Source organism: Haemophilus haemolyticus, assembly GCF_001008275.1.
Lineage (GTDB): Bacteria > Pseudomonadota > Gammaproteobacteria > Enterobacterales > Pasteurellaceae > Haemophilus > Haemophilus haemolyticus_P.
The window spans coordinates 53,261-76,741 of the sequence record NZ_LCTH01000032.1 but is presented as its reverse complement, the minus strand read 5'-3'; the positions used below and the strand labels follow the sequence as shown (position 1 = coordinate 76,741).

Sequence of the window (23,481 nt, the reverse complement as noted above, 5' to 3'; positions counted from 1 at the left end):
AAAGCTTGTCATTGTCTTGAGTATAGTCTTGTTGATTGGTCATTGATCATTCCTAATTGAAATAAAAAGTGCGGTAGTTTTTTCCCGCACTTTTTGTTTTTATCATCTTATTTAAGTGTTGCTACTCATAATTGGGGCTATTCAGTGGATTGCAAGGGAGTCTTGTGAAATCCAATTGTGATATGCGCGTTAAAATATAATTAAGCGAATCTTGTTTTGGCTTCTGCAATAGCTTCGGCAACACGCAATGGCGATACACCACCTTTTGCACAACGTTTGTCTAAGCAAGATTGAAGAGAAAGAATCTCGTAAACATCATCTCCCACTACTTCACTAAATTGGCGGAATTCAGGGATAGTAAGATCTTCTAATCCTTTGCCTTTCTCGATTGCATAAACAACTGTTTCACCCACGATATGATGGGAATCTCGGAAAGGTACGCCTTTAGAGACTAAATAATCCGCTAATTCAGTTGCGTTTGAATAACCTTTTAACGCGGCTTCACGAGTACGTTCAACATTTACTTTCAATTCATCTAATACGAACGTTGCCATATCTACACAGTTTTGCCAGGTATCTAAGGCATCAAAAATGCCCTCTTTGTCTTCTTGCATATCTTTATTATACGCAAGTGGCAAGCCTTTTAAGGTGACTAGCATGCCTGTTAATGAGCCGATTACTCTGCCTGCTTTGCCTCGAATTAACTCACACGCATCAGGATTTTTCTTTTGTGGCATTAATGATGAGCCAGAAGTCACACGGTCGGATAGCTCTACGAAATTTGCCTCTCCGCTGTTAAAGATAATCATATCTTCAGCAAAGCGGGAAAGGTGCGCCATACTGAGGGAGGCGATGGAAAGCAACTCTACGATATGATCGCGATCAGAGACGCTATCTAAGCTATTTCTAGTTGCGAAAGCAAAACCAAGATCGTGAGCAAGTGAATCACGATCTACCGCATAAGCCGTACCAGCCAGCGCACCACTACCAAGTGGACAGGTATTCATTCGATTATACGCATCTGTTAAACGTGAATAGTCGCGGTCGAACATTTCTACATACGCCATACACCAATGGGCAAACGTTATTGGTTGAGCTCGTTGTAAATGGGTATAGCCAGGCATTACTGCTTGTTGTGTGTTTTCTGCGGTTTGAACTAAGTGGCGTTGCAAATTACGTACTGATTCTTGTAATTCAACCACGCGTTGTTTGCACCATAGTTTTATATCTACTGCCACTTGATCGTTACGGCTACGACCAGTATGTAATTTTTTACCAAGGTTGCCTACTTTATCAATTAGCTTACTTTCAACCCAACTATGAATATCTTCAGCATCATCTTGTAAAATTGCTTGCGGATTTGACCGCACTTCAATAAGTAATTCATTGAGTGCTTGCTCAAGTTGATGCTGTTCTTCGATAGTTAATACATTGACTTTCACCAAGGCTTTGGACCAACCAATCGAGCCTTGAATATCCTGTTCTGCCAAACGATAATCAAAACGTAACGAGTCATTAAAATCTTTAAAACGTTTATCCGCTGCTTGCGTAAAACGCCCACCCCAAAGTGCCATAATCTTTCCTTTTTGTTTTAATTAATTATTCTATTATTGTGCATATTTATGCACAAAGCAACATTCTATATTAATAATAAAACAAAAATGGACAAAACCTTTCATTTTGTCCATTTTATCTGTATTAGTGCTATTTATAGCGTTTTTGCTAAATTTTTGATAAATGTTTTGAATTCTTTACCTAATTTTTCGTGACGAATACCGTATTCTACGAAAGCTTCCATATAGCCAATTTTATCACCACAGTCGAATGTTTCACCTGTCATATGGAATGCTTCAACAGTTTCTTCTTCAATGAGCATATCAATAGCATCGGTTAATTGGATTTCATCACCAACACCAATTGGCGTCTTTTCCAACAAGTCCCAAATTGCTGCTGAGAAAACATAACGACCCACTACAGCAAGATTTGATGGCGCATCCTCAATACAGGGTTTTTCAACAATACTATTAATTTTTGCACTTTCACCGCCATTAAGATCTGCACCACCACAATCTGCAACACCATAGCTACTCACATTTTCTTGTGGAACAGGTGCAACCATTATCTGACTAGCTCCTGTTTCTTTAAAACGTCTAATCATTGCGGAAAGATTTTCTTTTTTCTGGTTTGCGCTAAAATCAGCCAATAATACATCGGGTAATACTACAGCAAAAGGCTCATTACCAACTACTGGACGACCACAAAGAACAGCATGACCTAAGCCCTTAGCATTACCTTGGCGAACATGCATAATAGTTACATCTTTTGGACAGATAGAGCGCACTTCTTCTAGAAGCTGACGTTTAACACGTTTTTCTAGCATCGTTTCTAGTTCAAAAGAGGTATCAAAATGGTTTTCGATAGCATTTTTTGATGAATGCGTGACAAGCACAATTTCTTTTATGCCGGCTGCAACACACTCATTTACCACGTATTGAATCAATGGCTTATCAACCAAAGTGAGCATTTCCTTCGGAATTGCCTTCGTAGCAGGCAACATGCGTGTACCTAGACCGGCTACAGGGATAATTGCTTTCATAATATTAAATCCATTATTTACGATTATGATGAACTGTCTAATTGTTCATCTTTCATCTGTTTAATTCGTTGGTAAATTTCTTCTCGGTGAACGGATACTTCTTTAGGCGCTTCTACACCGAGTTTAACTTGGTTTCCACGTACACTCAAAATCGTGATAGAAATATCATTTCCAATAAGTACACTTTCGCCAACTTTACGAGTCAAGATTAACATCTTTTATCTCCTTAGTTTGCATTTATTAGATATCCCTATCAATCAAGGAAGGGTTGGCATCCCACCAACCGGCTTGTACTACAGATTTTTGTTTAACCAGTCCTGCGCCACTTTAACTGCTTGTGCCACATTTTCTGGTTGGGAGCCTCCTGCCATTGCCATATCCGGACGACCACCGCCTTTACCCCCGACCTGTTGAGCCATTAAGTTAACGAGCTCTCCAGCTTTTACTTTGGTAGTTAAATCGTTTGTTACACCAACGACAAGGTTGACTTTTTCATCTAAGATTGATGCGAATGCGATTACGCCTGAGCCGAGTTGATTTTTTAAATCGTCGACCATCACACGTAATGATTTTGTTTCTATGCCGTCTAATTGTTGTGCGATAACAGAAACACCATTGATTTTTACCGCACTTTTTACAAAATCAGAACCAGCCTGCATTGCGGCTTTTTCTTTTAGACCTTGCAATTCTTTTTCCACTTTCTTCGCTTTGTCTTGAAGTTGTTGGATTTTTTCCACTAAGGTATTTACGTCTGATTTTAATAGGTCTGCGCTTTGGTTCAGAATACGTTGTTGATTATGTAACCACTCAATCGCATTTTCACCAGTTACAGCTTCAATACGACGAACGCCTGCAGCCACTGCGCTTTCAGTAATAATTTTAAATAGACCGATATCCCCAGTGCGTTTTGCGTGAATACCACCACAAAGCTCAATTGAGAAGTCGCCCATGGTCAATACGCGAACGTTATCACCATATTTCTCGCCAAAGAGTGCCATTGCCCCTTTTGCTTTCGCTGAATCAATGTCCATAATATCCGTTTGAACAGGGAAGTTAGCACGGATTTTTTGGTTTACTAATGTTTCAATTTGAGTTAATTGTTCTTTTGTAATGGCTTCAGGTTGTGCAAAGTCAAAACGCAAGGCTTTATCTGAAACAAGTGAGCCTTTTTGCACAACATGTTGACCTAAAACTTGACGTAAGGCCGCGTGCAATAAGTGTGTTGCTGAGTGATTGAGCGATGTGTTATGGCGACGTTCTGCATCCACAATAGCATTCACTGATTGCCCAACTTTCAAACTTCCTTGCGTTAATTCTCCAATGTGTCCAAATACTTGCCCATATTTTTGGGTATCTTTCACATTAAAGATAACGCCTTGTGTGCTCAAATATCCGCTGTCACCAATTTGACCACCTGATTCTGCATAAAACGGCGTATTTTCCAAAATAACGACCGCACTTTGACCCGCTTCGATACTTTCCACTGATTTACCATCATAGAAAAGTGCGGTGATTTTTGCTTGAGATTCGACTTCAGTATAGCCTTCAAACTTGGTTTCACCATCTACACGAATAATGCTGTTGTAGTCCACACCAAACTGACTCGCTGCTTGAGCACGAGTACGTTGTGCTTCCATTTCGCGGTCAAACGCTTGTTCATCAATAGTGATATTGCGCTCACGACATACATCAGCCGTTAAATCCAATGGGAAACCATATGTGTCATAAAGTTTGAATGCAACTTCACCTGAAAGAACACCATCTTTCACTTGAGCAAGAGCTTCATCTAATAAGCTCAAGCCGCGCTCTAGAGTGCGAGCAAATTGTTCTTCTTCTAAACGTAATAGTTTTTCAACATTTACTTGTTTTGCTTTTACGTCTTTGCCCGCTTCTGCCATGACTTCAATTAGAGTTGGCACGAGTTTATAGAAAAAGGCTTCTTTGGCACCTAATAAGTGACCGTGACGAACTGCGCGGCGAATAATACGACGTAAGACATAACCACGGCCTTCGTTTGATGGAATAACGCCATCTGCGATTAAATATGCACAAGAACGAATATGGTCAGCAATAACACGTAATGATTTATTACTTAAATCTGTTGTGCCTACAACTTCAGCCGTTTTTGCGATTAATATTTTGAAAATATCAATCTCGTAGTTTGAGTTCACATGTTGCAATACAGCAGAAATACGCTCTAAGCCCATACCTGTATCAACTGATGGGCGTGGTAATTTTTCCATTGTGCCATCAGCTAAACGGTTGAATTGCATGAACACAACGTTCCAGATTTCAATATAACGGTCGCCATCTTCTTCTGGTGAGCCTGGAGGACCGCCCCAAATATGATCACCGTGATCGTAGAAAATTTCAGTACAAGGACCACAAGGACCGGTATCGCCCATTGCCCAGAAGTTGTCTGATGCGTAAGGTGCACCTTTATTGTCACCAATGCGAATAATGCGTTCAGCGGGAACACCGACTTCTTTATTCCAGATGTTGTAGGCTTCGTCATCGGTTTCATACACGGTTACCCATAGTTTTTCTTTAGGTAAACCAAGCCATTGTGGAGAAGTTAAATATTCCCAAGCAAAATTAATCGCATCGTGTTTAAAGTAATCACCAAAACTGAAGTTCCCGAGCATTTCAAAGAAAGTATGATGACGCGCGGTATAACCAACATTTTCTAAATCATTATGTTTACCACCAGCACGTACGCAACGTTGCGCGGTGGTCGCTCTAGAATAAGGGCGTTTATCCATTCCAAGGAACACATCCTTAAATTGGTTCATCCCAGCGTTCGTGAAAAGCAAAGTCGGATCATTTTCCGGCACAAGTGAGCTACTCTCAACTACTTGGTGGCCTTTGCTATGGAAAAAGTCAAGGAATGATTGTCTTATTTCTGCTGTTGTTTTCATTAAAAAAAATCCTTGTTACCCATAATAAAAATAAAAACTAAATCGCCCTATTTTTGCATATTTTTGAAATTTATAAAAAGGCTTTTTGCCAAAACCCCAAAATAAAACCGCACTCCACGACGCTATTTGAGAAGTGCGGTTAAAATTTAAGTTATTTCAGATTATTCAAAAAACAATTTCTTGTTAATTATTCATCTCTAAGCGGAACAACCAACATATCAATTTTAATCGTATTCATCACTTGACGTGTTGAAGACATTAACTTACTCCAAAAATCTTGGTGATGTCCCGTCACTAATAAATCTACATCATATTGTTCGATGGCATCACTTAGAACTTGTCCTAAATCACCACTGCCACTCAATTTTTCTGAAATTGGATAATCCGCACTTTCAGCTAAATCTAATAGAGCTTTTTGTGTTTCTGTGGAAATCCTGTCTTGCATTGAAGACATATTCACATCAATCAATCCAGTATAAAGATCCGAGAAGTTCACATCAACGTGGATGATAGAAAGTTTTGCATCGTGGCGTTTGGCAATTCCAACTGCTTTTTTAAGTAAAACTGGACTTTCTTCAGAAAGATCTACTGCCACTAAAACGTGTTTGTACATAATCGACTCCTTAACTGATTGGTTCGGCTTTTAACTGGTTCTAATGTTAACATTCTGAGCAATAAAAAACTGTGTACTAGATCACAATTTAAACATTTTTATTAAAAATTCATTAAATTTTCAATGTCTGCAATTTCTTTGGGAGCCGCTGCGGTTAGGATTTTATTACCATATTCAGTCATCAGTAAATTATCCTCAATGCGCACGCCAATGCCCTTGTATTGCTCTGGCACATCAGCATCTTCAGAAATATAAATACCTGGTTCAACGGTAATCACCATGCCGATTTCGAGTATCCGTTGTTTATCTTGACCATAACTACCCACGTCATGCACATCTAAGCCTAGCCAGTGGCCTAATCCATGCATATAAAATTGTCGATAAGCTTGTTGTTCAATGAGTGTATCAACATCACCTTTTAAGATGCCTAAATCCACTAATCCTTGGGTTTTAATACGAATGACTTCATCATTGGCTTGCTTAATGGAATTGCCAGGTATAAGTAATTCAATCGCACGTTTTTGGGCTTTTAAAACCAACTCATAAATTTCGCGTTGAGGCAGGCTAAATTTTCCATTTACAGGAAACGTGCGGGTAATATCGCCTGCATACATGGCAAACTCACAGCCAGCGTCAATGAGCACTAAATCCCCATCATTTAATGGGCGATCATTTTCTGTATAGTGCAAAATACAGGCGTTATTTCCCCCTGCAACAATGGAATTGTAAGAAGGAAATCTTGCGCAATGACGATTAAATTCATGCAAAATATCACTTTCAATTTCATATTCAAAGCGATTTGGGCGTGTCGTTTGCATTGCTTTAATATGCCCTAGCGCTGTAATTTGTCCCGCTTGTTGCATTAATCGGATTTCATTAGGCGATTTTATAAGGCGCATTTCGCTGAGCATTGGTTGCCAATCTAAAATCTCGCTAAAATTTACCGCACTTTCTGCCACTAATTTATCACCCCAAGTATGAATTTCTGGCACATAGTAAAGTGCGGTCAAATTTTTCAGTATTTTTGGCAGTACGGTAGCAAATTCTTCAATAGAATAGGCTTCATTTACATTAAGTTGTTGTGGTGCATGCTCAACACCTAATCGGCGACCATTCCACGTTTCAAGTAACGGATCGCGTGGACGGAGAAAAATAATGGCTTTTTCGGTTTGTTCTGTTTTCAGTAATAATAGTGCTGCATTCGGCTCATTAAAGCCTGTTAAATACCAAAAATAGCTGTCTTGACGGAAAGGATAGGAACAATCATTATTACGGCGTTTTTCAATTTCAGAAAAAAGCAATAATGCCGAATTAGGTTGCATCTGAGCAAATACTCGTGTGCGGCGTTCCCCAAATTCTTCTTTAGGCAATTCTGCCATATAAGCCAATTCCATCCTAGATCTCCTTAATGTAATACAGGTTTGCTCTCAATTTCTCCTTCGTTGAAATGAGAATAGAACAACATAGCAATGGTGCGAACATATTCAATGATTTCTTCTAGCGCTTCCGCAAGCTCTTCTTCGTTATCGTCTTCATCATAACCAAGTTGGCAAATATCTTGTAAATCATCTACGGCTTCGCCAATTTCGCCTTTTTCTTTTGCTAATTCAGGTTGTGCTAAACCAAGACCAAGTAAGAATTGGTTTGCCCAGTCAGATAAGCTATCCGCCTGTGCAAAGACATTTTCATCTTCGGTTAAACCAAGTTCAAAGGTAAATCCTTCAACATCTGATAAGGTTTGACTAATTTTTTCATAAAGTTCTGTAACGGGTTGAACTAATGCTGTTGGGTAAGCGTGATTATCATTGCTGAATTGATATAAGAGCGGTAGCCAACTTTGATCTTTTAAGCCACCACAAAGTAAACCGCTTAAAAAGCCGTGTAGTTCTGTTGCATTAAAGCCGATTCCAGCAGATTTAAGTTGTTGGTTAAGGTCAGAATGAGAAATGAGCATAATAGATTTCCTGAGTCAATTTGAAATTAGTGTAAACCTTTGTAAATAAAAAAGCGATCGCTTTTCCTCGTGGAAAAACGACCGCACTTTTTACCTGATGATGGGCAAATTACATCATTCCGCCCATTCCACCCATACCGCCCATGCCTGCGCCTAGGTCAGCTTTTTCATCTTTTGGAAGCTCGGTTACCATACATTCAGTGGTAATCATTAAGCCTGCTACAGATGCTGCGAATTGCAATGCAGAACGAGTTACTTTAGTTGGATCTAAGATACCCATTTCGATCATATCGCCGTATTGTTCTGTGCCTGCGTTATAACCAAAGTTTCCTTCGCCATTTTTAACCGCACTTGCTACAACCGATGCTTCTTCACCCGCGTTAGTGACGATTTGACGTAAAGGTGCTTCCATTGCACGTAACGCAAGTTTGATACCTACATTTTGTTCTTCGTTGTCACCTTTTAAGCTTGCTGCAACTTTCGCTGCTGCGCGAACTAATGCAACGCCGCCACCTGCAACGATACCTTCTTCAACCGCGGCACGAGTTGCGTGTAACGCATCATCCACACGGTCTTTTTTCTCTTTCATTTCAACTTCAGTTGCTGCACCAACTTTGATTACAGCTACTCCACCGGCAAGTTTAGCCACGCGTTCTTGAAGTTTTTCTTTGTCGTAGTCAGAAGTTGATTCTTCAATTTGTTGACGAATTTGAGCAACGCGACCTTTGATTTGAGACTCATCACCAATACCATCAATAATAGTTGTGTTATCTTTATTGATAACAACACGTTTTGCTTGACCTAAATCTTCTAATGTTGCTTTTTCAAGTTCCATGCCGATTTCTTCAGAAATCACAGTACCTGCAGTTAAGATCGCAATATCTTGTAACATCGCTTTACGACGATCACCAAAACCTGGCGCTTTCACTGCTGCAACTTTCACGATACCGCGCATAGTGTTCACCACTAAGGTTGCAAGCGCTTCACCTTCCACATCTTCAGCGATGATTAATAACGGTTTACCTGCTTTCGCAACACCTTCTAACACAGGAAGTAATTCACGAATGTTAGAGATTTTTTTATCAACAAGAAGAAGATATGGATTATCTAATTCAACCGTTGCAGTTTCTGGTTTGTTGATGAAATATGGAGAAAGGTAACCACGGTCGAATTGCATCCCTTCAACCACATCTAATTCATCTTCAAGACCTGTACCATCTTCAACGGTAATCACCCCTTCTTTACCCACTTTTTCCATCGCTTGTGAGATTAATTGACCCACAATGCTATCAGAGTTTGCTGAAATAGTCCCTACTTGTTCAATTTCTTTCGCTGTTTCACAAGGTTTAGATAAATTTTTAAGCTCAGAAACAACCGCACTTACTGCTTTATCGATACCACGTTTTAAATCCATTGGATTCATGCCTGCCGCTACTGCTTTTAAGCCTTCATTTACGATAGCTTGCGCAAGTACAGTTGCAGTGGTTGTGCCATCACCTGCCGCATCATTTGCTTTAGATGCCACTTCTTTCACCATTTGAGCACCCATGTTTTCGAATTTATCTTCTAATTCGATTTCACGAGCAACAGACACACCGTCTTTAGTGATAGTTGGTGCGCCAAACGATTTATCTAAAATTACATTACGACCTTTCGGGCCAAGGGTTACTTTTACTGCATCGGCTAATACATTCACGCCTTTAAGCATTTTTACGCGTGCGTCATTACCAAATTTTACGTCTTTTGCTGCCATTTTCTTTTCCCTTATTTAATTATTCTACAATTGCTAAGATATCGTTTTCAGAAATGATTAATACTTCTTCACCATCGATTTTTTCAGTTTTCACGCCATAACCATCATTGAAAATGACTGTATCGCCAACTTTTACATCTAAAGGTTGAACGGTACCATTTTCTAAAATACGACCTTTACCCACTGCTAATACTTTCGCACGGGTTGATTTGGTCGCTGCTGAACCTGTTAATACGATACCGCCAGCTGAACGGGTTTCGACTTCTTCACGTTTAATAATTACACGATCGTGTAAAGGACGAATATTCATGATTAATTTCCTTCTTAAGAATTTGTAAGTGCGGTTTCTATATAAGGAGGATTTTTTCGCTTTCAAGGGCTATGAATAAAAAAATTCTGACAAAATGTTTTTCCTATTTGGATTTTTTACGTAAAATTCGCCGCTCTTTGTGCGATAAATAAATGAAGGAATGAAGATATGCACTTAACATCAAGAGAACAAGAGAAACTCATGCTCTTTTTGGCTGGTGAACTGGCTGCAAAACGTAAAGCGAGAGGCGTTAAATTAAATTATCCAGAAACTATTGCTTATATTGCGAGCCATTTACAAGAGGCGGCAAGAGATGGAATGAGTGTAGCGGAAGTGATGCAATATGGCTCAACACTTTTAACCGTTGATGATGTCATGGAAGGTGTGGCCGAAATGGTTCATGAAGTTCAGATTGAAGCGACTTTCCCCGATGGTACAAAACTTGTTACCGTGCATAATCCGATTAGATAAAAAATAGAAGGATTTAAATACTATGATCCCAGGCGAATACCAATTAGCCGAAGGCGATATTCTCGCTAATGTCGGCAGAAAAACAGTGATAATTGAAGTAACCAATTTAGGCGACCGTCCAATCCAAGTCGGTTCGCATTACCATTTCTTTGAAACCAATAATGCTCTTAAATTTGACCGCACTTTAGCACGCGGAATGCGTTTAAATGTGCCATCTGGCAATGCGGTACGTTTTGAACCGGGGGAAGTGAAATCAGTGGAATTAGTTGCTTTTGGTGGTAACCAAATCATTTACGGTTTCCATAATAAAATTGATGGAAAATTATAAGGTAGGGCAAAATGGCATTAACAATTTCAAGAGCACAATATGTAGCAACTTATGGCCCTACGGTGGGTGATAAAGTCCGTTTAGGCGATACCAATTTATGGGCAACCATTGAACAAGATTTATTGACTAAAGGTGATGAATGTAAATTTGGTGGCGGTAAAAGTGTACGTGATGGCATGGCGCAAAGCGGTACCGCAACTCGTGACAATCCAAACGTATTGGATTTTGTGATTACCAACGTGATGATCATTGATGCGAAATTAGGCATTATCAAAGCCGACATTGGTATTCGCGATGGGCGTATTGTCGGTATTGGACAAGCGGGTAACCCTGACACCATGGATAACGTCACGCCAAATATGATTATCGGTGCAAGCACAGAAGTGCATAACGGTGCACATTTAATTGCAACTGCTGGTGGTATTGATACCCATATTCACTTTATTTGCCCTCAACAAGCACAGCATGCGATTGAAAGTGGCGTGACTACCTTAATTGGTGGGGGAACAGGCCCGGCTGATGGTACGCACGCGACCACTTGTACACCGGGCGCTTGGTATATGGAGCGTATGTTCCAAGCAGCAGAGGCATTGCCTGTAAACGTCGGTTTTTTTGGTAAAGGAAACTGCTCAACTTTAGATCCGCTACGCGAACAAATTGAAGCGGGCGCATTAGGTTTAAAAATCCACGAAGACTGGGGCGCAACCCCTGCAGTAATTGATTCGGCATTAAAAGTCGCAGATGAAATGGATATTCAAGTGGCAATTCACACCGACACGCTAAATGAAAGTGGCTTCTTAGAAGATACTATGAAAGCGATTGATGGACGTGTGATTCACACCTTCCACACAGAAGGCGCGGGTGGCGGTCATGCACCTGACATCATTAAAGCAGCGATGTATCCAAACGTATTGCCTGCTTCAACCAACCCGACTCGTCCATTTACGAAAAACACCATTGATGAACATTTAGATATGTTGATGGTTTGCCATCACTTAGATAAACGTGTACCAGAAGACGTAGCATTTGCTGATAGCCGTATCCGCCCTGAAACCATTGCAGCAGAAGATATTTTGCATGACATGGGTGTTTTCTCAATTATGAGTTCTGACTCTCAAGCAATGGGACGTATTGGCGAAGTTGTTATTCGTACATGGCAAACTGCAGATAAAATGAAAATGCAACGTGGTGAGCTAGGCAATGAAGGAAATGATAACTTCCGCATTAAACGCTACATTGCGAAATACACCATCAACCCAGCAATTGCACACGGTATTGCGGATCATATTGGCTCGTTAGAAGTGGGCAAAATTGCAGATATTGTGTTATGGAAACCGATGTTCTTTGGGGTAAAACCAGAAGTGGTGATTAAAAAAGGCTTTATTAGCTACGCTAAAATGGGCGATCCAAATGCCTCAATTCCAACACCGCAACCTGTATTCTACCGTCCAATGTACGGCGCACAAGGCTTAGCAACGGCACAAACTGCAGTATTCTTCGTTTCACAAGCCGCTGAAAAAGCCGATGTTCGTACAAAATTCGGTTTGCAAAAAGAAACGTTATCCGTAAAAGGCTGCCGCAGCGTGAGTAAAAAAGATCTTGTTCATAATGATGCAACACCGAATATTACTGTTGATGCTGAACGTTATGAAGTACGAGTGGACGGAGAGTTAATTACCTGTGAACCAGTGGATACGGTGCCATTGGGGCAGCGATATTTTATGTTTTAATATAATCTTCACACACTTTCTATTATTGAGTGTGTGAAGATTCACCTGACTAATTTATATGACTCTCAGAATATGAGCTAAAAGTATTCAGTATTGATAATTTATCAAAAGATTTAATATCTAATATGAGCCTTTACTTAATCTGCTAATGAGAGACACTTATAGCTCTGTAAAAATAATATTTTATATTGGGGAAAATATGAAAAATTGGCTCAAAGAACTATTTCTTTCTTTAACGATTTCTCCGTTGGCTTTTTCAGCTGAAATGCCAGTTCAGGCTTTACAAGATGGTACAGTTGTAATGGAAATTTATGGAAATATTGAAGTATATGATGGGAGAAAATTTATCAATATTGCCGAATCCTGGAGAGCCTCAGGAAACCCAATCAAGGTAATATCACTAAACAGTGGAGGGGGAAGTGTTTTGGCTGGAGAATTAATATCCAATTATATTTTACAAAACAAAATTTCAACTTTTGTATTTAGTAACAGCACTTGTGCTAGTGCTTGTTTTAATATTTTTATTGCAGGTTATCCTAGAATTGCTGATAACAATAGTCAATTAGGTGTTCACAGGATCTCATCAGGAAACTACGACAATGCCTCTGCAAGATATGCATCTATTGATATGAATGACTATTATAAAAATATGGGGGTGCCTGATAACCTTCGTTTAGCTATGTTAGATACTCCACCTCAACAAATTTATTGGTTAAGTAATTCAGATAAACAAAAAATATCAACTTTTCAGCCTGATTATAGCGCTGCAGCCAAGCAATTTGATTCTGTTGGAGTAAAAACACCACAAGTAACAATTACAAATAATTCTAAGGCTCAATCAAGAAGTTTAAATAGAGAGGCTATCTCATTAATTAGAAATAATAATTTTGCATTAGCTATTTCAAAATTAGAACAAGCTAAAAGCTTAAATCCAGCTGATTCAGAAATTCTAGGTAATTTAGGATATGCTTATTATATGTCTGAGGACCTGAAGAACGCTCAAATTAACTTTACTGCATCTCTAAAAATTACTCCTAAGAGAGGAGCTACCTGGGGAAATTTAGCTGATCTCTTAGCATATACAGGGCAAATTGATTGGTCTGTTCAAGCCTGGATTAACTATTACAATTATTCAAAAAATAAACAAGCTGCACAAGGTCAATTCGATTATGTATTAGAAAATTACCCTAATACAAATAATGCAATAGCTGTTAAGCAAGCAATGACTCAACTAGGATTGTATTAATTTTAAAACAATGAAGCTCAATATGAAAATAATTAACCCAATTCTCCCTATTATGGATGCCATTTTAGGCAATTTAACTAGCCTTCAATCAGAGGGACGAATTACAAGTCAAACTATCGAGCTAGTCGCATTGGAATGGTATGAAAGCGAGCGCAACATTCTTCGTAAAACGACAAATACGGGACGTGAAGTGGCTTTTCGCTTGTTAAAGGAAGGGCAACGTTTAAAACACGATGATGTAGTGTTTATCAGTAATGAGTTAGTCATTGCGATTGAAATATTGCCCTCTGAAGTGATTGTGCTTTCACCTCAATCCTTACCTGAAATGGCGAGAGCCTGTTATGAAATTGGCAATAAACATTCACCGCTCTTTTTAGATGGTGATGAAGTTACATTGCCTTACGATAAGCCTATGTTTGAATGGTTAGAGGCGGCAGGATTTAACCCACAAAAAGCACAGCGTCGTTTGAGCCAAGCCTTAAGAGCAAATTCTGCACAAGGGCACGGACATTCTCATAGCCATTCGCACGATCATCATGGCTATCACCACCATGGAGACGGCAATTGGCACAAACATTAAACCGCTCTTTAACGGATTTAGGTGCATTGTTGCACTTGGTCGATCCCACCTTGCCGATTGGCGGATTTAACCATTCTAACGGTTTGGAAACCTTCGTCCAGCAACGTGTGGTGGAAAGTAAAGCAACTCTCGAAGAGTATGTGCAAACCCAGCTTTTACAGAACTGGATTTACAACGATGGGGAGTATCTTTCGCTTGCGTTTGATGCAATGTATGAGGGCAATTTTGATCGTTTATGTGAGCTGGATTGGCAACTTTCCGCCACCAAAGTAGCACGTGAAAGCCGTGAAGGGAGTTTTAAACTCGGCGTACGATTGCTGAAAATTTTTATTCGCTATGAAACACATACGTTGCTCACCGCTTACCAACAAGCGATTGCGGAAAAACGAGTGCAAGGCTATTTTCCGATAGTGTTTGCAATGGTTGCTCAAGCCATGGGCTTAACTAAAGCCGACACACTCTATGCGTTCTACTACAACGCAGCAGTCGGTGTGATCACTAACGGCGTGAAGCTAATCCCTCTCAGTCAAATGGATGGGCAAGATATTTTGTTCGATTTACGAGCATCTCTTATTCAAGCAGTGGAATTAAGTTTAGAACCCGATTTAGATTGGCTTGGTGCTGCAACGCTTGCGAATGATATACGAGCAATGCAACACGAAGTACTTTATACGCGACTTTATATGTCGTAAGTGCGGTCATTTTTTATTGAGATTTTACTATCACAGAAGTGTTTATGAGCCTTTTCTGTGATCATCAAAAACGAAAGGAACATTATGCGTAACTACATTAAAATCGGCGTGGCTGGCCCTGTTGGCGCGGGCAAAACCGCCTTAATTGAAAAACTCACTCGTGAAATGGCGAGTAAATATAGCGTGGCAGTGATTACTAACGACATCTACACCCAAGAAGATGCGGAATTTTTAACTAAAAATAGTTTACTTCCGCCAGAGCGAATTATGGGAGTAGAGACAGGTGGTTGCCCACATACGGCAATTCGTGAAGATGCCTCAATGAATTTAGAAGCGGTCGATGAAATGGTAGCTCGTTTTCCTGATGTGGAAATTGTCTTTATCGAATCAGGCGGTGATAACTTATCGGCAACTTTTAGCCCCGATTTAGCAGATGTGACCATTTTTGTGATTGACGTGGCTCAAGGCGAGAAAATCCCACGCAAAGGTGGGCCGGGTATCACTCGTTCAGATTTGTTAGTGATTAATAAAACAGACCTAGCACCATTTGTTGGCGCGGATTTAAGCATTATGGAACGTGATGCTCGCCGTATGCGTAACGGTCAGCCATTTATTTTCACTAATTTGATGAAAAAAGAAAATCTTGATGGCGTGATTGGTTGGATTGAAAAATATGCGTTATTGAAGAATGTGGAAGAACCTAAAGTATTAGTGAGATAAAGAATCATCCCCTCTCCTTTAAAGAGGGGAGTTTTTTACAAATTGAAAAAATTATGAATAGTACCCTCAAACTTTCAACCAAACTTTCCTCAAACGGCAAAACTCAACTTGATGAATACTTTGTGACGCCACCTTTTAAAGTAATGACGTTATCTGCTTATGCCGATTCTTGGGAAAATGGACTTAGCGCAATGCAAATGTCTTCTTCTCCAGGTTTATTAGCGGGGGATCGAGTTGATATTCAAATAACTCTCGAAAAATCTACCGCGCTTTCTTTAAATACGCAGGCATTTACTCGAGTTCAGGCAATGAATGAGGACGATTTTGCCGAACAAAATACATTGATTCAACTTGCTGAGAAAAGTCGTTTATTTTACTTACCTCATCCATTGGTTTTGCATAAGAATTCAGCTCTTAAGCAAAAAACGTTAATCAATATGCAACCTGAGAGTACGCTGATTTATGGTGAAATTGTGGCTATTGGGCGAGTGGCAAATGATGAGCGTTTTGAATTTCGCCAATTTTCTTCTCATTTAAAAGTTCAGCTTGTGCAAGAAAACGGGAAAGTTAAACCGCTGATGTTGGATTGTATTCAGTGGTTACCATCTAAAATGAATTTAACTGCTTTAAGCCAAATGGAAGGTTTTTCACATCAGGGATCATTGGTTTACATTAACTTACAAAAAACATCTTTAGAAATTAAGCAGATAGCGCAACAGCTTCAACAACAAGAAACAGATAAATCCTTACTTCTTGGTATATCTCAGTTGAATGAAGGAGGCTTGATTATGCGAGTGTTAGGGCATAGGGCAGAGCAAATTCAGAAACTGTTTGAGAAAATTGGTGAGCAGTTAAAATCTGCGTAAGATTGATAGAAAACTTATTTTCCCCTAAAAAAACTAATCCGAAAAATGAAAATATGTCTTGAGAGCATTTTTTGAAAATGTGATCTTGGTCAAGTTTTTTCTCCTTAAAATTTCTATAATGGCGTCAAATTAACTAATCAGAAAAGGTGATTCAAATGACTCAATTTAGAAAAGAAGTAGATTTACTCGGCGAACGTGATGTACCAGCAGATGCGTACTGGGGTATTCATACATTAAGAGCGGTAGAAAATTTCAATATTTCTAATGTAACCATTTCTGACGTGCCTGAGTTTGTACGTGGCATGGTGATGGTGAAAAAAGCAACGGCTTTAGCCAATGGTGAATTAGGTGCAATTCCAAGTGATATTGCAAAAGCGATAGTGGCTGCTTGTGATGAAATTCTTACTACGGGAAAATGCTTAGATCAATTCCCATCAGACGTATATCAAGGTGGTGCAGGTACGTCTGTCAATATGAATACCAATGAAGTGGTTGCTAACCTTGCCCTTGAAAAAATTGGCCATAAAAAAGGCGAATATAACGTGATTAATCCGATGGACCACGTTAATGCAAGCCAATCAACCAATGATGCGTATCCTACTGGTTTCCGTATTGCGGTATACAACAGCATCTTAAAATTGATTGATAAAATTCAATATTTACACGACGGTTTTGATAATAAAGCAAAAGAGTTTGCGAACATCTTAAAAATGGGACGTACCCAATTGCAAGATGCCGTGCCAATGACTGTAGGCCAAGAATTCAAAGCTTTCGCCGTATTACTTGAAGAAGAAGTGCGGAACTTAAAACGTACTGCAGATTTACTCCTTGAAGTAAACCTTGGTGCGACTGCAATCGGTACTGGTTTAAATACTCCACAAGGCTATACAGAATTAGTTGTAAAACACCTTGCTGAAGTAACTGGATTAGCTTGCGTACCAGCAGAAAACTTAATTGAGGCAACATCTGACTGTGGTGCTTATGTCATGGTTCACGGTGCATTAAAACGTACTGCAGTGAAACTTTCTAAAGTATGTAATGACTTGCGTTTACTTTCTTCTGGTCCACGTGCTGGTATTAAAGAAATTAACTTACCTGAATTACAAGCTGGCTCTTCTATCATGCCTGCAAAAGTAAACCCAGTTGTTCCTGAAGTAGTGAACCAAGTATGCTTTAAAGTAATTGGTAACGATACCACTGTGACCTTCGCATCTGAAGCAGGTCAATTACAATTAAACGTAATGGAACCAGTGATTGGTCAAGCAATGTTTGAATCTATTGATATCTTAACGAATGCTTGTGTGAACTTACGCGATAAATGCGTGGATGGCATCACTGTAAATAAAGAAATTTGTGAAAACTACGTGTTTAATTCAATCGGTATTGTGACTTACTTAAATCCATTTATTGGTCACCACAACGGAGACTTAGTGGGTAAAATCTGTGCGCAAACAGGTAAAGGCGTACGTGAAGTTGTGTTAGAAAAAGGTTTATTAACAGAAGAACAATTAGATGACATTCTTTCTGTAGAAAACTTAATGAATCCAACTTACAAAGCGAAATTAAATAAATAAGTCTGAATGATTTATTCAGTCCTTGAATAGAAATAACCGCACTTTGATTACTCAAAAGTGCGGTTATTTTTTATATTGAATGATGGATTAAAGTTTTGCTGAAAGCATGGTTTCCAATTTTTCTTGGTCAACAGCAAATTTACGAATACCATCTGCTAATTTTTCAACAGCCATAGCATCGCTATTATGTTGCCAGTAGAACTCAGCTTCTGTTAATGGTTGTGGTTTCGCTTTTACTTCGCCTTTGTATTCTAGTTTGCGTACAAGTGCGGTTGAATTTTCTTGCAATTCTTTCAGTAATGCCGGTGCAATGGTTAAACGATCGCAACCTGCAAGTTCAGTAATTTCACCTACATTACGGAAACTTGCGCCCATCACAACGGTGTTGTAGTCATATTCTTTGTAGTAATTATAGATTTTGGTAACAGAAACAACGCCTGGGTCTTCTGCTGGCGCATATTCTTTTTTGTCTGAGTTTGCTTTGTACCAGTCTAAAATACGACCTACAAATGGAGAAATTAAGTAAACGCCAGCTTCTGCACAAGCACGAGCTTGAGCTTCAGAGAATAATAAGGTTAAGTTACAGTTAATGCCTTCTTTTTCAAGGATTTCTGCAGCTCGGATACCTTGCCATGTTGAAGCGATTTTAATCAAAATACGATCATTTGAAATGCCGGCTGCATTATAAAGTGCGATTAATTTACGCGCTTTTTCAACTGTTGCTTGTGTGTTGTAAGAAAGACGCGCATCCACTTCAGTAGAAATACGTCCTGGAACGATTTTTAAAATTTCTAAACCAATGTTTACCGCTAATTTATCTTCTGCATCAATAAGTTGCTGTGCTTTATCATTGCTTTGAGCTTTTGCATACGCTACCGCTTCATCAATTAATGGCGCATATTGTGGAAGTGCCGATGCGCTTAGAATTAATGATGGGTTAGTAGTCGCATCTTGTGGTTGATATTTTTTAATCGCGTCGATATCGCCGGTGTCTGCGACCACAACGGTCATTTGACGAAGTGAATCTAATTGAGTTGTCATTTGTATCTCCTATTCGAGTGAAATGGAATGAATAATGTGGGCTACGATAGCACAAATTTAATCTTAAAAGGAAAAATTTTTCGATAGAAAAAATAGGCGCAGGCATTGATCTGCGCCATTGTTTTAAAGCTTGAGGGTGTCTTTTATGGTGAGAGTTATTTCATCTAACATCGCATAACGTTTACGATACATGGAACGTTTTTTACTTGGAATATCATCCAGATTTCTATCCATTTCTAAAGGCAATTCCCAGTAATCTTTTAACTCTCCGCCCGATTCACCAAAAATTGCATCATAATCCACTGTGTATTGTTTACTTTGAATGAAGCGAGATTTATTTTGGTATTTTTGCGGAATGCCAAGTAATTTATCGTAGCCTAAGATTTTCGTGAGTGATTTCATGGTTTCAACCATTAAATAGGCTGGGCGCAAACCGTGGCATGACTTGGTGAGTTGTTTCACCATTTCTTTTGAGCCTTCAAAATTTGGCCCTTGTACAACAGCAATAAGCAACGCATCGCCCAATTTGGCAAAAGTAAGCAAATAGACTAATTCATTTCTTGGTTTATGCCATAGCTCCAATACCCAATATCCTTCCATCGGTTGATGAGTTGTCATGCTTAATGTCATTTCAAAATCAGGAATGACTTCGCCAAAACTTAATGGTTTTTCCCATAACGGCGTAGAAAGTGCGGTAAGTTTTTTGGGTAAAAATAAAAGGTTATCACAAACAGCATCAAAACGTTGTGATGCATTGAAACGTTTATCCAGAAAACGACAAGCAACGGGATAACTATAATCCAAATGCGTATTAAAAATATCGACGAGAAAAGGATGCTGATTGATAAATTGTTCAAAGCGACGAATTGAACCACGATTTAAAAAGCTACGTAAGTTATAACGCCAATGTTTTGGTGAATCAAAACGCCCTGGTCGATATGGATAAATATCCTTAGATTGAGGCCATTGGTAAGTTGTTTTTGTTGTCATCTGAATTGCCATGAATTGGTTATAATTTTGGCGCAAATTTTGACATAATTTCAAGAAATTTTCCATTTATGCTATTCTTAGCGCAATTTTAAAAGGAATCCTTATGTCTGAAATTAAACTTAATTATCATAAAACTCATTTTTTAACGAGCGCGCCGAATATTCGTTCTATTCCGGAAGATACCGGCATTGAAATTGCGTTTGCGGGTCGTTCAAATGCGGGGAAATCGACCGCACTTAATGCATTAACCAATCAAAAAAGCTTAGCCCGCACTTCAAAAACACCGGGGCGCACACAATTAATCAACTTATTTGAAGTGGAACCAAATTGTAAATTGGTAGATTTACCGGGCTATGGCTATGCTGCCGTGCCAGAGCAAATGAAAATCCAATGGCAAAAATCCTTAGGTGAATATTTGCAAAAACGTGAATGTTTGGCGGGATTGGTTGTGTTGATGGATATTCGCCATCCGCTTAAGGATCTTGACCAACAAATGATTGAATGGGCGGTTTCTGCAGATTTACCAGTACTTTTATTACTTACTAAAGCCGATAAATTGAGCCAAAGCGCACGTAGTAAACAAGTGAAAATGGTGCGCGAAGCGATTCTTCCATTCCAAGGTGATATTCAAGTAGAAGCCTTTTCTGCACAAAATAAAATTGGTATTGATAAACTTGCAGCGAAATTAGATTTTTGGTTTTCGCCACTTTTTGCGGAATAAAATATAAATTTTGCGATCTAGATCGCAAGAAAAGCACATGATGAATGATTTCATTATGTGCTTTTTTTATAGTGCAAAAACTATTTTCATTTTTACCGCACTTTAAGGATTATCATGTCCCTTGCTATTGTTTACAGCCGTGCTTCTATGGGTGTGCAAGCACCGCTTGTCACCATTGAGGTGCATTTAAGCAACGGAAAACCAGGATTTACACTTGTTGGTTTGCCCGAAAAAACGGTGAAAGAGGCGCAAGATAGGGTGCGTAGTGCGTTGATGAATGCACAATTTAAATACCCAGCTAAACGTATCACAGTGAATCTCGCACCTGCAGATTTACCGAAAGAAGGTGGTCGATTTGATTTGCCTATTGCCATCGGAATTTTAGCCGCATCGGATCAGCTTGATGCGAGTCGCTTAAAGCAATTTGAATTTGTGGCGGAGCTTGCGCTGACTGGGCAATTACGTGGTGTACATGGCGTGATCCCCGCTATTCTTGCAGCGCAAAAGTCAAAGCGGGAGTTAATTATCGCGAAACAAAATGCTAATGAAGCCTCGCTCGTGTCTGATCAAAATACTTATTTTGCGCAAACGCTTTTAGATGTAGTGCAATTTCTCAATGGTCAAGAAAAATTGCCTCTCGCCACTGAAATTGTGAAAGAAAGTGCGGTAAATTTTTCGGGTAAAAATACATTAGATTTAACGGATATTATCGGACAACAGCACGCCAAACGAGCATTGACTATTGCCGCAGCAGGGCAGCATAATTTGCTCTTTCTTGGCCCACCAGGTACAGGGAAAACTATGTTAGCTAGCCGATTGACTGGTCTTTTACCTGAAATGACCGATCTAGAAGCGATAGAAACGGCATCTGTAACTAGTTTAGTTCAAAACGAGCTAAATTTTCATAATTGGAAACAACGTCCTTTTCGAGCTCCGCACCATAGTGCATCAATGCCGGCTTTAGTTGGTGGCGGAACGATCCCAAAACCTGGTGAAATATCCTTAGCAACAAATGGCGTACTTTTTCTTGATGAACTTCCAGAGTTTGAACGAAAAGTATTGGATGCACTACGTCAGCCTTTGGAAAGTGGTGAGATTATTATTTCCCGTGCCAATGCAAAAATTCAATTCCCAGCTCGTTTTCAATTGGTTGCAGCAATGAATCCAAGCCCGACAGGCCATTATACTGGGACACATAACCGCACTTCACCCCAGCAAATTATGCGTTATTTGAATCGACTTTCAGGGCCCTTTTTAGATCGTTTTGATTTGTCTATTGAAGTGCCTTTATTGCCACAAGGCAGCTTACAAAATACAGGTGATCGTGGTGAAACCAGCGCGCAAGTACGCGAAAAAGTGTTAAAAGTGCGTGAGATTCAAATGGAAAGAGCCGGAAAAATTAACGCTTATTTGAATAGTAAAGAGATTGAGCGTGATTGCAAGCTAAGTGATAAAGATGCCTTTTTCCTTGAAAATGCGCTGAATAAACTGGGGCTTTCTGTTCGGGCTTATCATCGTATTTTGAAAGTTTCTCGAACCATTGCCGATCTACAAGGAGAACAACAAATTTCTCAACCGCACTTAGCGGAGGCCTTGGGCTATAGAGCAATGGATCGTTTGTTGCAGAAATTGTCGAATATGTAAAAACGCGTGGTGAGAATACCACGCGTGAAGGGATTAGTAAGTGCTTTGGGTATCTTGTGTACCGCTAATAATTGCAATGCCCGCACTTGCACCAATACGAGTCGCACCCGCTTTAATCATTGCAAGTGCAGTTTCAGTATCACGCACGCCGCCTGATGCTTTAACACCAATATTGCCAACCGTTTGTTTCATCAATGCAACATCTTCTACGGTCGCCCCACCTTTATTGAAGCCTGTTGATGTTTTAACAAAAGCCACACCGATTTCCTTACAAATTTCGCAGGCTTTCACTATTTCATCTTTAGTGAGCAAACAAGTTTCTAAAATCACTTTTAATGGTGTGCCATCACAAGCATTAAATACAGCTTGAATATCTTGTTTTACTGCATCCCATTTTTGCGATTTTATCCAACCTACATTAATCACCATATCAATCTCATTTGCACCCTCTTTTATGGATTCTTGTGTTTCAAATGCTTTTACAGAGGTTAAATTCGCACCCAAAGGGAAGCCAACTACGGTGCAAATTTTTACATTTGAGCCAGCAAGTTTTTCTTTAGCGAGTGGAATATAACCAGAATTGATACATACAGAATAAAATCCGTGTTCAATCGCTTCATTACAGAGTGTCAAAATATCTTGTTCATTTTTTTCTGCAGTCAGTGCGGTGTGGTCGATATATTGAGCAAGTTGATTTGATGTCATTATTTTCCTCCTTTATTTATGTTTTACCT

General features: G+C 39.4%; 23 protein-coding genes. 11 read left to right on the top strand and 12 right to left on the bottom strand.

What is annotated here, in order from left to right:
• Positions 1 to 200: 200 nt before the first annotated feature.
• The 9 genes from argH to AAX15_RS05290 form a co-directional block, all read right to left on the bottom strand.
• Positions 201 to 1,574: an argininosuccinate lyase gene (gene argH, locus AAX15_RS05330; protein WP_046939450.1), complete on the bottom strand. Its 1,374-nt coding sequence runs from the start codon at positions 1,572 to 1,574 to the stop codon at positions 201 to 203.
• A 134-nt stretch (positions 1,575 to 1,708) separates the two neighbouring features.
• Positions 1,709 to 2,596 carry a UTP--glucose-1-phosphate uridylyltransferase GalU gene (gene galU / locus AAX15_RS05325; protein ID WP_046939449.1) on the bottom strand — a complete coding sequence of 296 codons (888 nt, stop codon included), beginning with the start codon at positions 2,594 to 2,596 and terminating at the stop codon, positions 1,709 to 1,711.
• 23 nt (positions 2,597 to 2,619) lie between these two features.
• Positions 2,620 to 2,811 carry a carbon storage regulator CsrA gene (csrA, locus tag AAX15_RS05320; RefSeq protein WP_005625841.1) on the bottom strand — a complete coding sequence of 64 codons (192 nt, stop codon included), beginning with the start codon at positions 2,809 to 2,811 and terminating at the stop codon, positions 2,620 to 2,622.
• 78 nt (positions 2,812 to 2,889) lie between these two features.
• On the bottom strand, positions 2,890 to 5,514 hold the full coding sequence (alaS, locus tag AAX15_RS05315) for an alanine--tRNA ligase (protein ID WP_046939448.1): 2,625 nt from the start codon (positions 5,512 to 5,514) through the stop codon (positions 2,890 to 2,892).
• A gap of 187 nt (positions 5,515 to 5,701) precedes the next feature.
• On the bottom strand, positions 5,702 to 6,127 hold the full coding sequence (gene uspA / locus AAX15_RS05310; RefSeq protein ID WP_046939447.1) for a universal stress protein UspA: 426 nt from the start codon (positions 6,125 to 6,127) through the stop codon (positions 5,702 to 5,704).
• A gap of 101 nt (positions 6,128 to 6,228) precedes the next feature.
• Entirely contained in the window at positions 6,229 to 7,521 is a 1,293-nt protein-coding gene (gene pepP, locus AAX15_RS05305) for a Xaa-Pro aminopeptidase (protein WP_046939446.1), read from the bottom strand.
• Positions 7,522 to 7,532: 11 nt separating this feature from the next.
• The gene (locus tag AAX15_RS05300; RefSeq protein WP_046939445.1) at positions 7,533 to 8,081 is read right to left on the bottom strand and encodes a YecA/YgfB family protein; all 549 of its coding nucleotides are present in this window, start codon (positions 8,079 to 8,081) and stop codon (positions 7,533 to 7,535) included.
• A 109-nt stretch (positions 8,082 to 8,190) separates the two neighbouring features.
• Positions 8,191 to 9,834, bottom strand: a complete 1,644-nt coding sequence (groL, locus tag AAX15_RS05295; protein ID WP_005635749.1) for a chaperonin GroEL — start codon at positions 9,832 to 9,834, stop codon at positions 8,191 to 8,193.
• A gap of 19 nt (positions 9,835 to 9,853) precedes the next feature.
• On the bottom strand, positions 9,854 to 10,144 hold the full coding sequence (locus AAX15_RS05290; RefSeq protein WP_046939444.1) for a co-chaperone GroES: 291 nt from the start codon (positions 10,142 to 10,144) through the stop codon (positions 9,854 to 9,856).
• Positions 10,145 to 10,312: 168 nt separating this feature from the next.
• Here AAX15_RS05290 and ureA point away from each other — a divergent pair, with 168 nt between their 5' ends.
• The 9 genes from ureA to aspA all read left to right on the top strand — a co-directional run bounded on the left by ureA (position 10,313) and on the right by aspA (position 18,351).
• On the top strand, positions 10,313 to 10,615 hold the full coding sequence (gene ureA, locus AAX15_RS05285; RefSeq protein WP_005688619.1) for an urease subunit gamma: 303 nt from the start codon (positions 10,313 to 10,315) through the stop codon (positions 10,613 to 10,615).
• 22 nt (positions 10,616 to 10,637) lie between these two features.
• Positions 10,638 to 10,943, top strand: a complete 306-nt coding sequence (gene ureB / locus AAX15_RS05280; RefSeq protein WP_046939443.1) for an urease subunit beta — start codon at positions 10,638 to 10,640, stop codon at positions 10,941 to 10,943.
• Between the two features lie 11 nt (positions 10,944 to 10,954).
• Complete coding sequence (gene ureC / locus AAX15_RS05275) at positions 10,955 to 12,673, top strand: urease subunit alpha (RefSeq protein ID WP_046939442.1); 1,719 nt, start codon at positions 10,955 to 10,957, stop codon at positions 12,671 to 12,673.
• 199 nt (positions 12,674 to 12,872) lie between these two features.
• Positions 12,873 to 13,919, top strand: coding sequence for a hypothetical protein (locus tag AAX15_RS05270; protein WP_230599594.1), 1,047 nt, complete (start codon positions 12,873 to 12,875; stop codon positions 13,917 to 13,919).
• Between the two features lie 22 nt (positions 13,920 to 13,941).
• Positions 13,942 to 14,499 (top strand): urease accessory protein UreE, encoded by a 558-nt coding sequence (ureE, locus tag AAX15_RS05265; protein WP_046939440.1) that lies wholly within the window; start codon positions 13,942 to 13,944, stop codon positions 14,497 to 14,499.
• Complete coding sequence (locus tag AAX15_RS05260) at positions 14,484 to 15,191, top strand: urease accessory protein UreF (RefSeq protein WP_046939439.1); 708 nt, start codon at positions 14,484 to 14,486, stop codon at positions 15,189 to 15,191. The genes ureE and AAX15_RS05260 overlap by 16 nt, the downstream gene beginning before the upstream one ends.
• 84 nt (positions 15,192 to 15,275) lie before the next feature.
• On the top strand, positions 15,276 to 15,911 hold the full coding sequence (gene ureG / locus AAX15_RS05255) for an urease accessory protein UreG (RefSeq protein ID WP_046939438.1): 636 nt from the start codon (positions 15,276 to 15,278) through the stop codon (positions 15,909 to 15,911).
• A 53-nt stretch (positions 15,912 to 15,964) separates the two neighbouring features.
• On the top strand, positions 15,965 to 16,777 hold the full coding sequence (locus AAX15_RS05250) for an urease accessory protein UreD (RefSeq protein WP_046939437.1): 813 nt from the start codon (positions 15,965 to 15,967) through the stop codon (positions 16,775 to 16,777).
• 155 nt (positions 16,778 to 16,932) lie between these two features.
• Positions 16,933 to 18,351 (top strand): aspartate ammonia-lyase, encoded by a 1,419-nt coding sequence (aspA, locus tag AAX15_RS05245; protein ID WP_009500795.1) that lies wholly within the window; start codon positions 16,933 to 16,935, stop codon positions 18,349 to 18,351.
• Positions 18,352 to 18,438: 87 nt separating this feature from the next.
• Here the strand turns inward: aspA and tal are convergent, their stop codons facing one another.
• Both tal and AAX15_RS05235 read right to left on the bottom strand, forming a co-directional pair.
• Positions 18,439 to 19,392, bottom strand: a complete 954-nt coding sequence (tal, locus tag AAX15_RS05240; RefSeq protein ID WP_046939436.1) for a transaldolase — start codon at positions 19,390 to 19,392, stop codon at positions 18,439 to 18,441.
• 123 nt (positions 19,393 to 19,515) lie between these two features.
• Positions 19,516 to 20,382, bottom strand: coding sequence for a VirK/YbjX family protein (locus AAX15_RS05235; protein WP_046939456.1), 867 nt, complete (start codon positions 20,380 to 20,382; stop codon positions 19,516 to 19,518).
• A 103-nt stretch (positions 20,383 to 20,485) separates the two neighbouring features.
• Between AAX15_RS05235 and yihA the strand changes: the two genes are divergently transcribed.
• Together yihA and AAX15_RS05225 are read left to right on the top strand one after the other, a co-directional pair.
• Positions 20,486 to 21,103, top strand: a complete 618-nt coding sequence (gene yihA / locus AAX15_RS05230) for a ribosome biogenesis GTP-binding protein YihA/YsxC (protein ID WP_005626810.1) — start codon at positions 20,486 to 20,488, stop codon at positions 21,101 to 21,103.
• Positions 21,104 to 21,217: 114 nt separating this feature from the next.
• Positions 21,218 to 22,747, top strand: coding sequence for a YifB family Mg chelatase-like AAA ATPase (locus AAX15_RS05225; protein ID WP_005636298.1), 1,530 nt, complete (start codon positions 21,218 to 21,220; stop codon positions 22,745 to 22,747).
• A 33-nt stretch (positions 22,748 to 22,780) separates the two neighbouring features.
• Here the strand turns inward: AAX15_RS05225 and deoC are convergent, their stop codons facing one another.
• On the bottom strand, positions 22,781 to 23,452 hold the full coding sequence (gene deoC / locus AAX15_RS05220; protein ID WP_046939435.1) for a deoxyribose-phosphate aldolase: 672 nt from the start codon (positions 23,450 to 23,452) through the stop codon (positions 22,781 to 22,783).
• Between the last annotated feature and the right edge of the window lie 29 nt (positions 23,453 to 23,481).

Coding starts and splice junctions, on each gene's coding strand:
- argH (WP_046939450.1), bottom strand. CDS start 1,574: ATGGCACTTTGGGGTGGGCGTTTTACGCAAGCAGCGGATAAACGTTTT.
- galU (WP_046939449.1), bottom strand. CDS start 2,596: ATGAAAGCAATTATCCCTGTAGCCGGTCTAGGTACACGCATGTTGCCT.
- csrA (WP_005625841.1), bottom strand. CDS start 2,811: ATGTTAATCTTGACTCGTAAAGTTGGCGAAAGTGTACTTATTGGAAAT.
- alaS (WP_046939448.1), bottom strand. CDS start 5,514: ATGAAAACAACAGCAGAAATAAGACAATCATTCCTTGACTTTTTCCAT.
- uspA (WP_046939447.1), bottom strand. CDS start 6,127: ATGTACAAACACGTTTTAGTGGCAGTAGATCTTTCTGAAGAAAGTCCA.
- pepP (WP_046939446.1), bottom strand. CDS start 7,521: ATGGAATTGGCTTATATGGCAGAATTGCCTAAAGAAGAATTTGGGGAA.
- AAX15_RS05300 (WP_046939445.1), bottom strand. CDS start 8,081: ATGCTCATTTCTCATTCTGACCTTAACCAACAACTTAAATCTGCTGGA.
- groL (WP_005635749.1), bottom strand. CDS start 9,834: ATGGCAGCAAAAGACGTAAAATTTGGTAATGACGCACGCGTAAAAATG.
- AAX15_RS05290 (WP_046939444.1), bottom strand. CDS start 10,144: ATGAATATTCGTCCTTTACACGATCGTGTAATTATTAAACGTGAAGAA.
- ureA (WP_005688619.1), top strand. CDS start 10,313: ATGCACTTAACATCAAGAGAACAAGAGAAACTCATGCTCTTTTTGGCT.
- ureB (WP_046939443.1), top strand. CDS start 10,638: ATGATCCCAGGCGAATACCAATTAGCCGAAGGCGATATTCTCGCTAAT.
- ureC (WP_046939442.1), top strand. CDS start 10,955: ATGGCATTAACAATTTCAAGAGCACAATATGTAGCAACTTATGGCCCT.
- AAX15_RS05270 (WP_230599594.1), top strand. CDS start 12,873: ATGAAAAATTGGCTCAAAGAACTATTTCTTTCTTTAACGATTTCTCCG.
- ureE (WP_046939440.1), top strand. CDS start 13,942: ATGAAAATAATTAACCCAATTCTCCCTATTATGGATGCCATTTTAGGC.
- ureG (WP_046939438.1), top strand. CDS start 15,276: ATGCGTAACTACATTAAAATCGGCGTGGCTGGCCCTGTTGGCGCGGGC.
- AAX15_RS05250 (WP_046939437.1), top strand. CDS start 15,965: ATGAATAGTACCCTCAAACTTTCAACCAAACTTTCCTCAAACGGCAAA.
- aspA (WP_009500795.1), top strand. CDS start 16,933: ATGACTCAATTTAGAAAAGAAGTAGATTTACTCGGCGAACGTGATGTA.
- tal (WP_046939436.1), bottom strand. CDS start 19,392: ATGACAACTCAATTAGATTCACTTCGTCAAATGACCGTTGTGGTCGCA.
- AAX15_RS05235 (WP_046939456.1), bottom strand. CDS start 20,382: ATGACAACAAAAACAACTTACCAATGGCCTCAATCTAAGGATATTTAT.
- yihA (WP_005626810.1), top strand. CDS start 20,486: ATGTCTGAAATTAAACTTAATTATCATAAAACTCATTTTTTAACGAGC.
- AAX15_RS05225 (WP_005636298.1), top strand. CDS start 21,218: ATGTCCCTTGCTATTGTTTACAGCCGTGCTTCTATGGGTGTGCAAGCA.
- deoC (WP_046939435.1), bottom strand. CDS start 23,452: ATGACATCAAATCAACTTGCTCAATATATCGACCACACCGCACTGACT.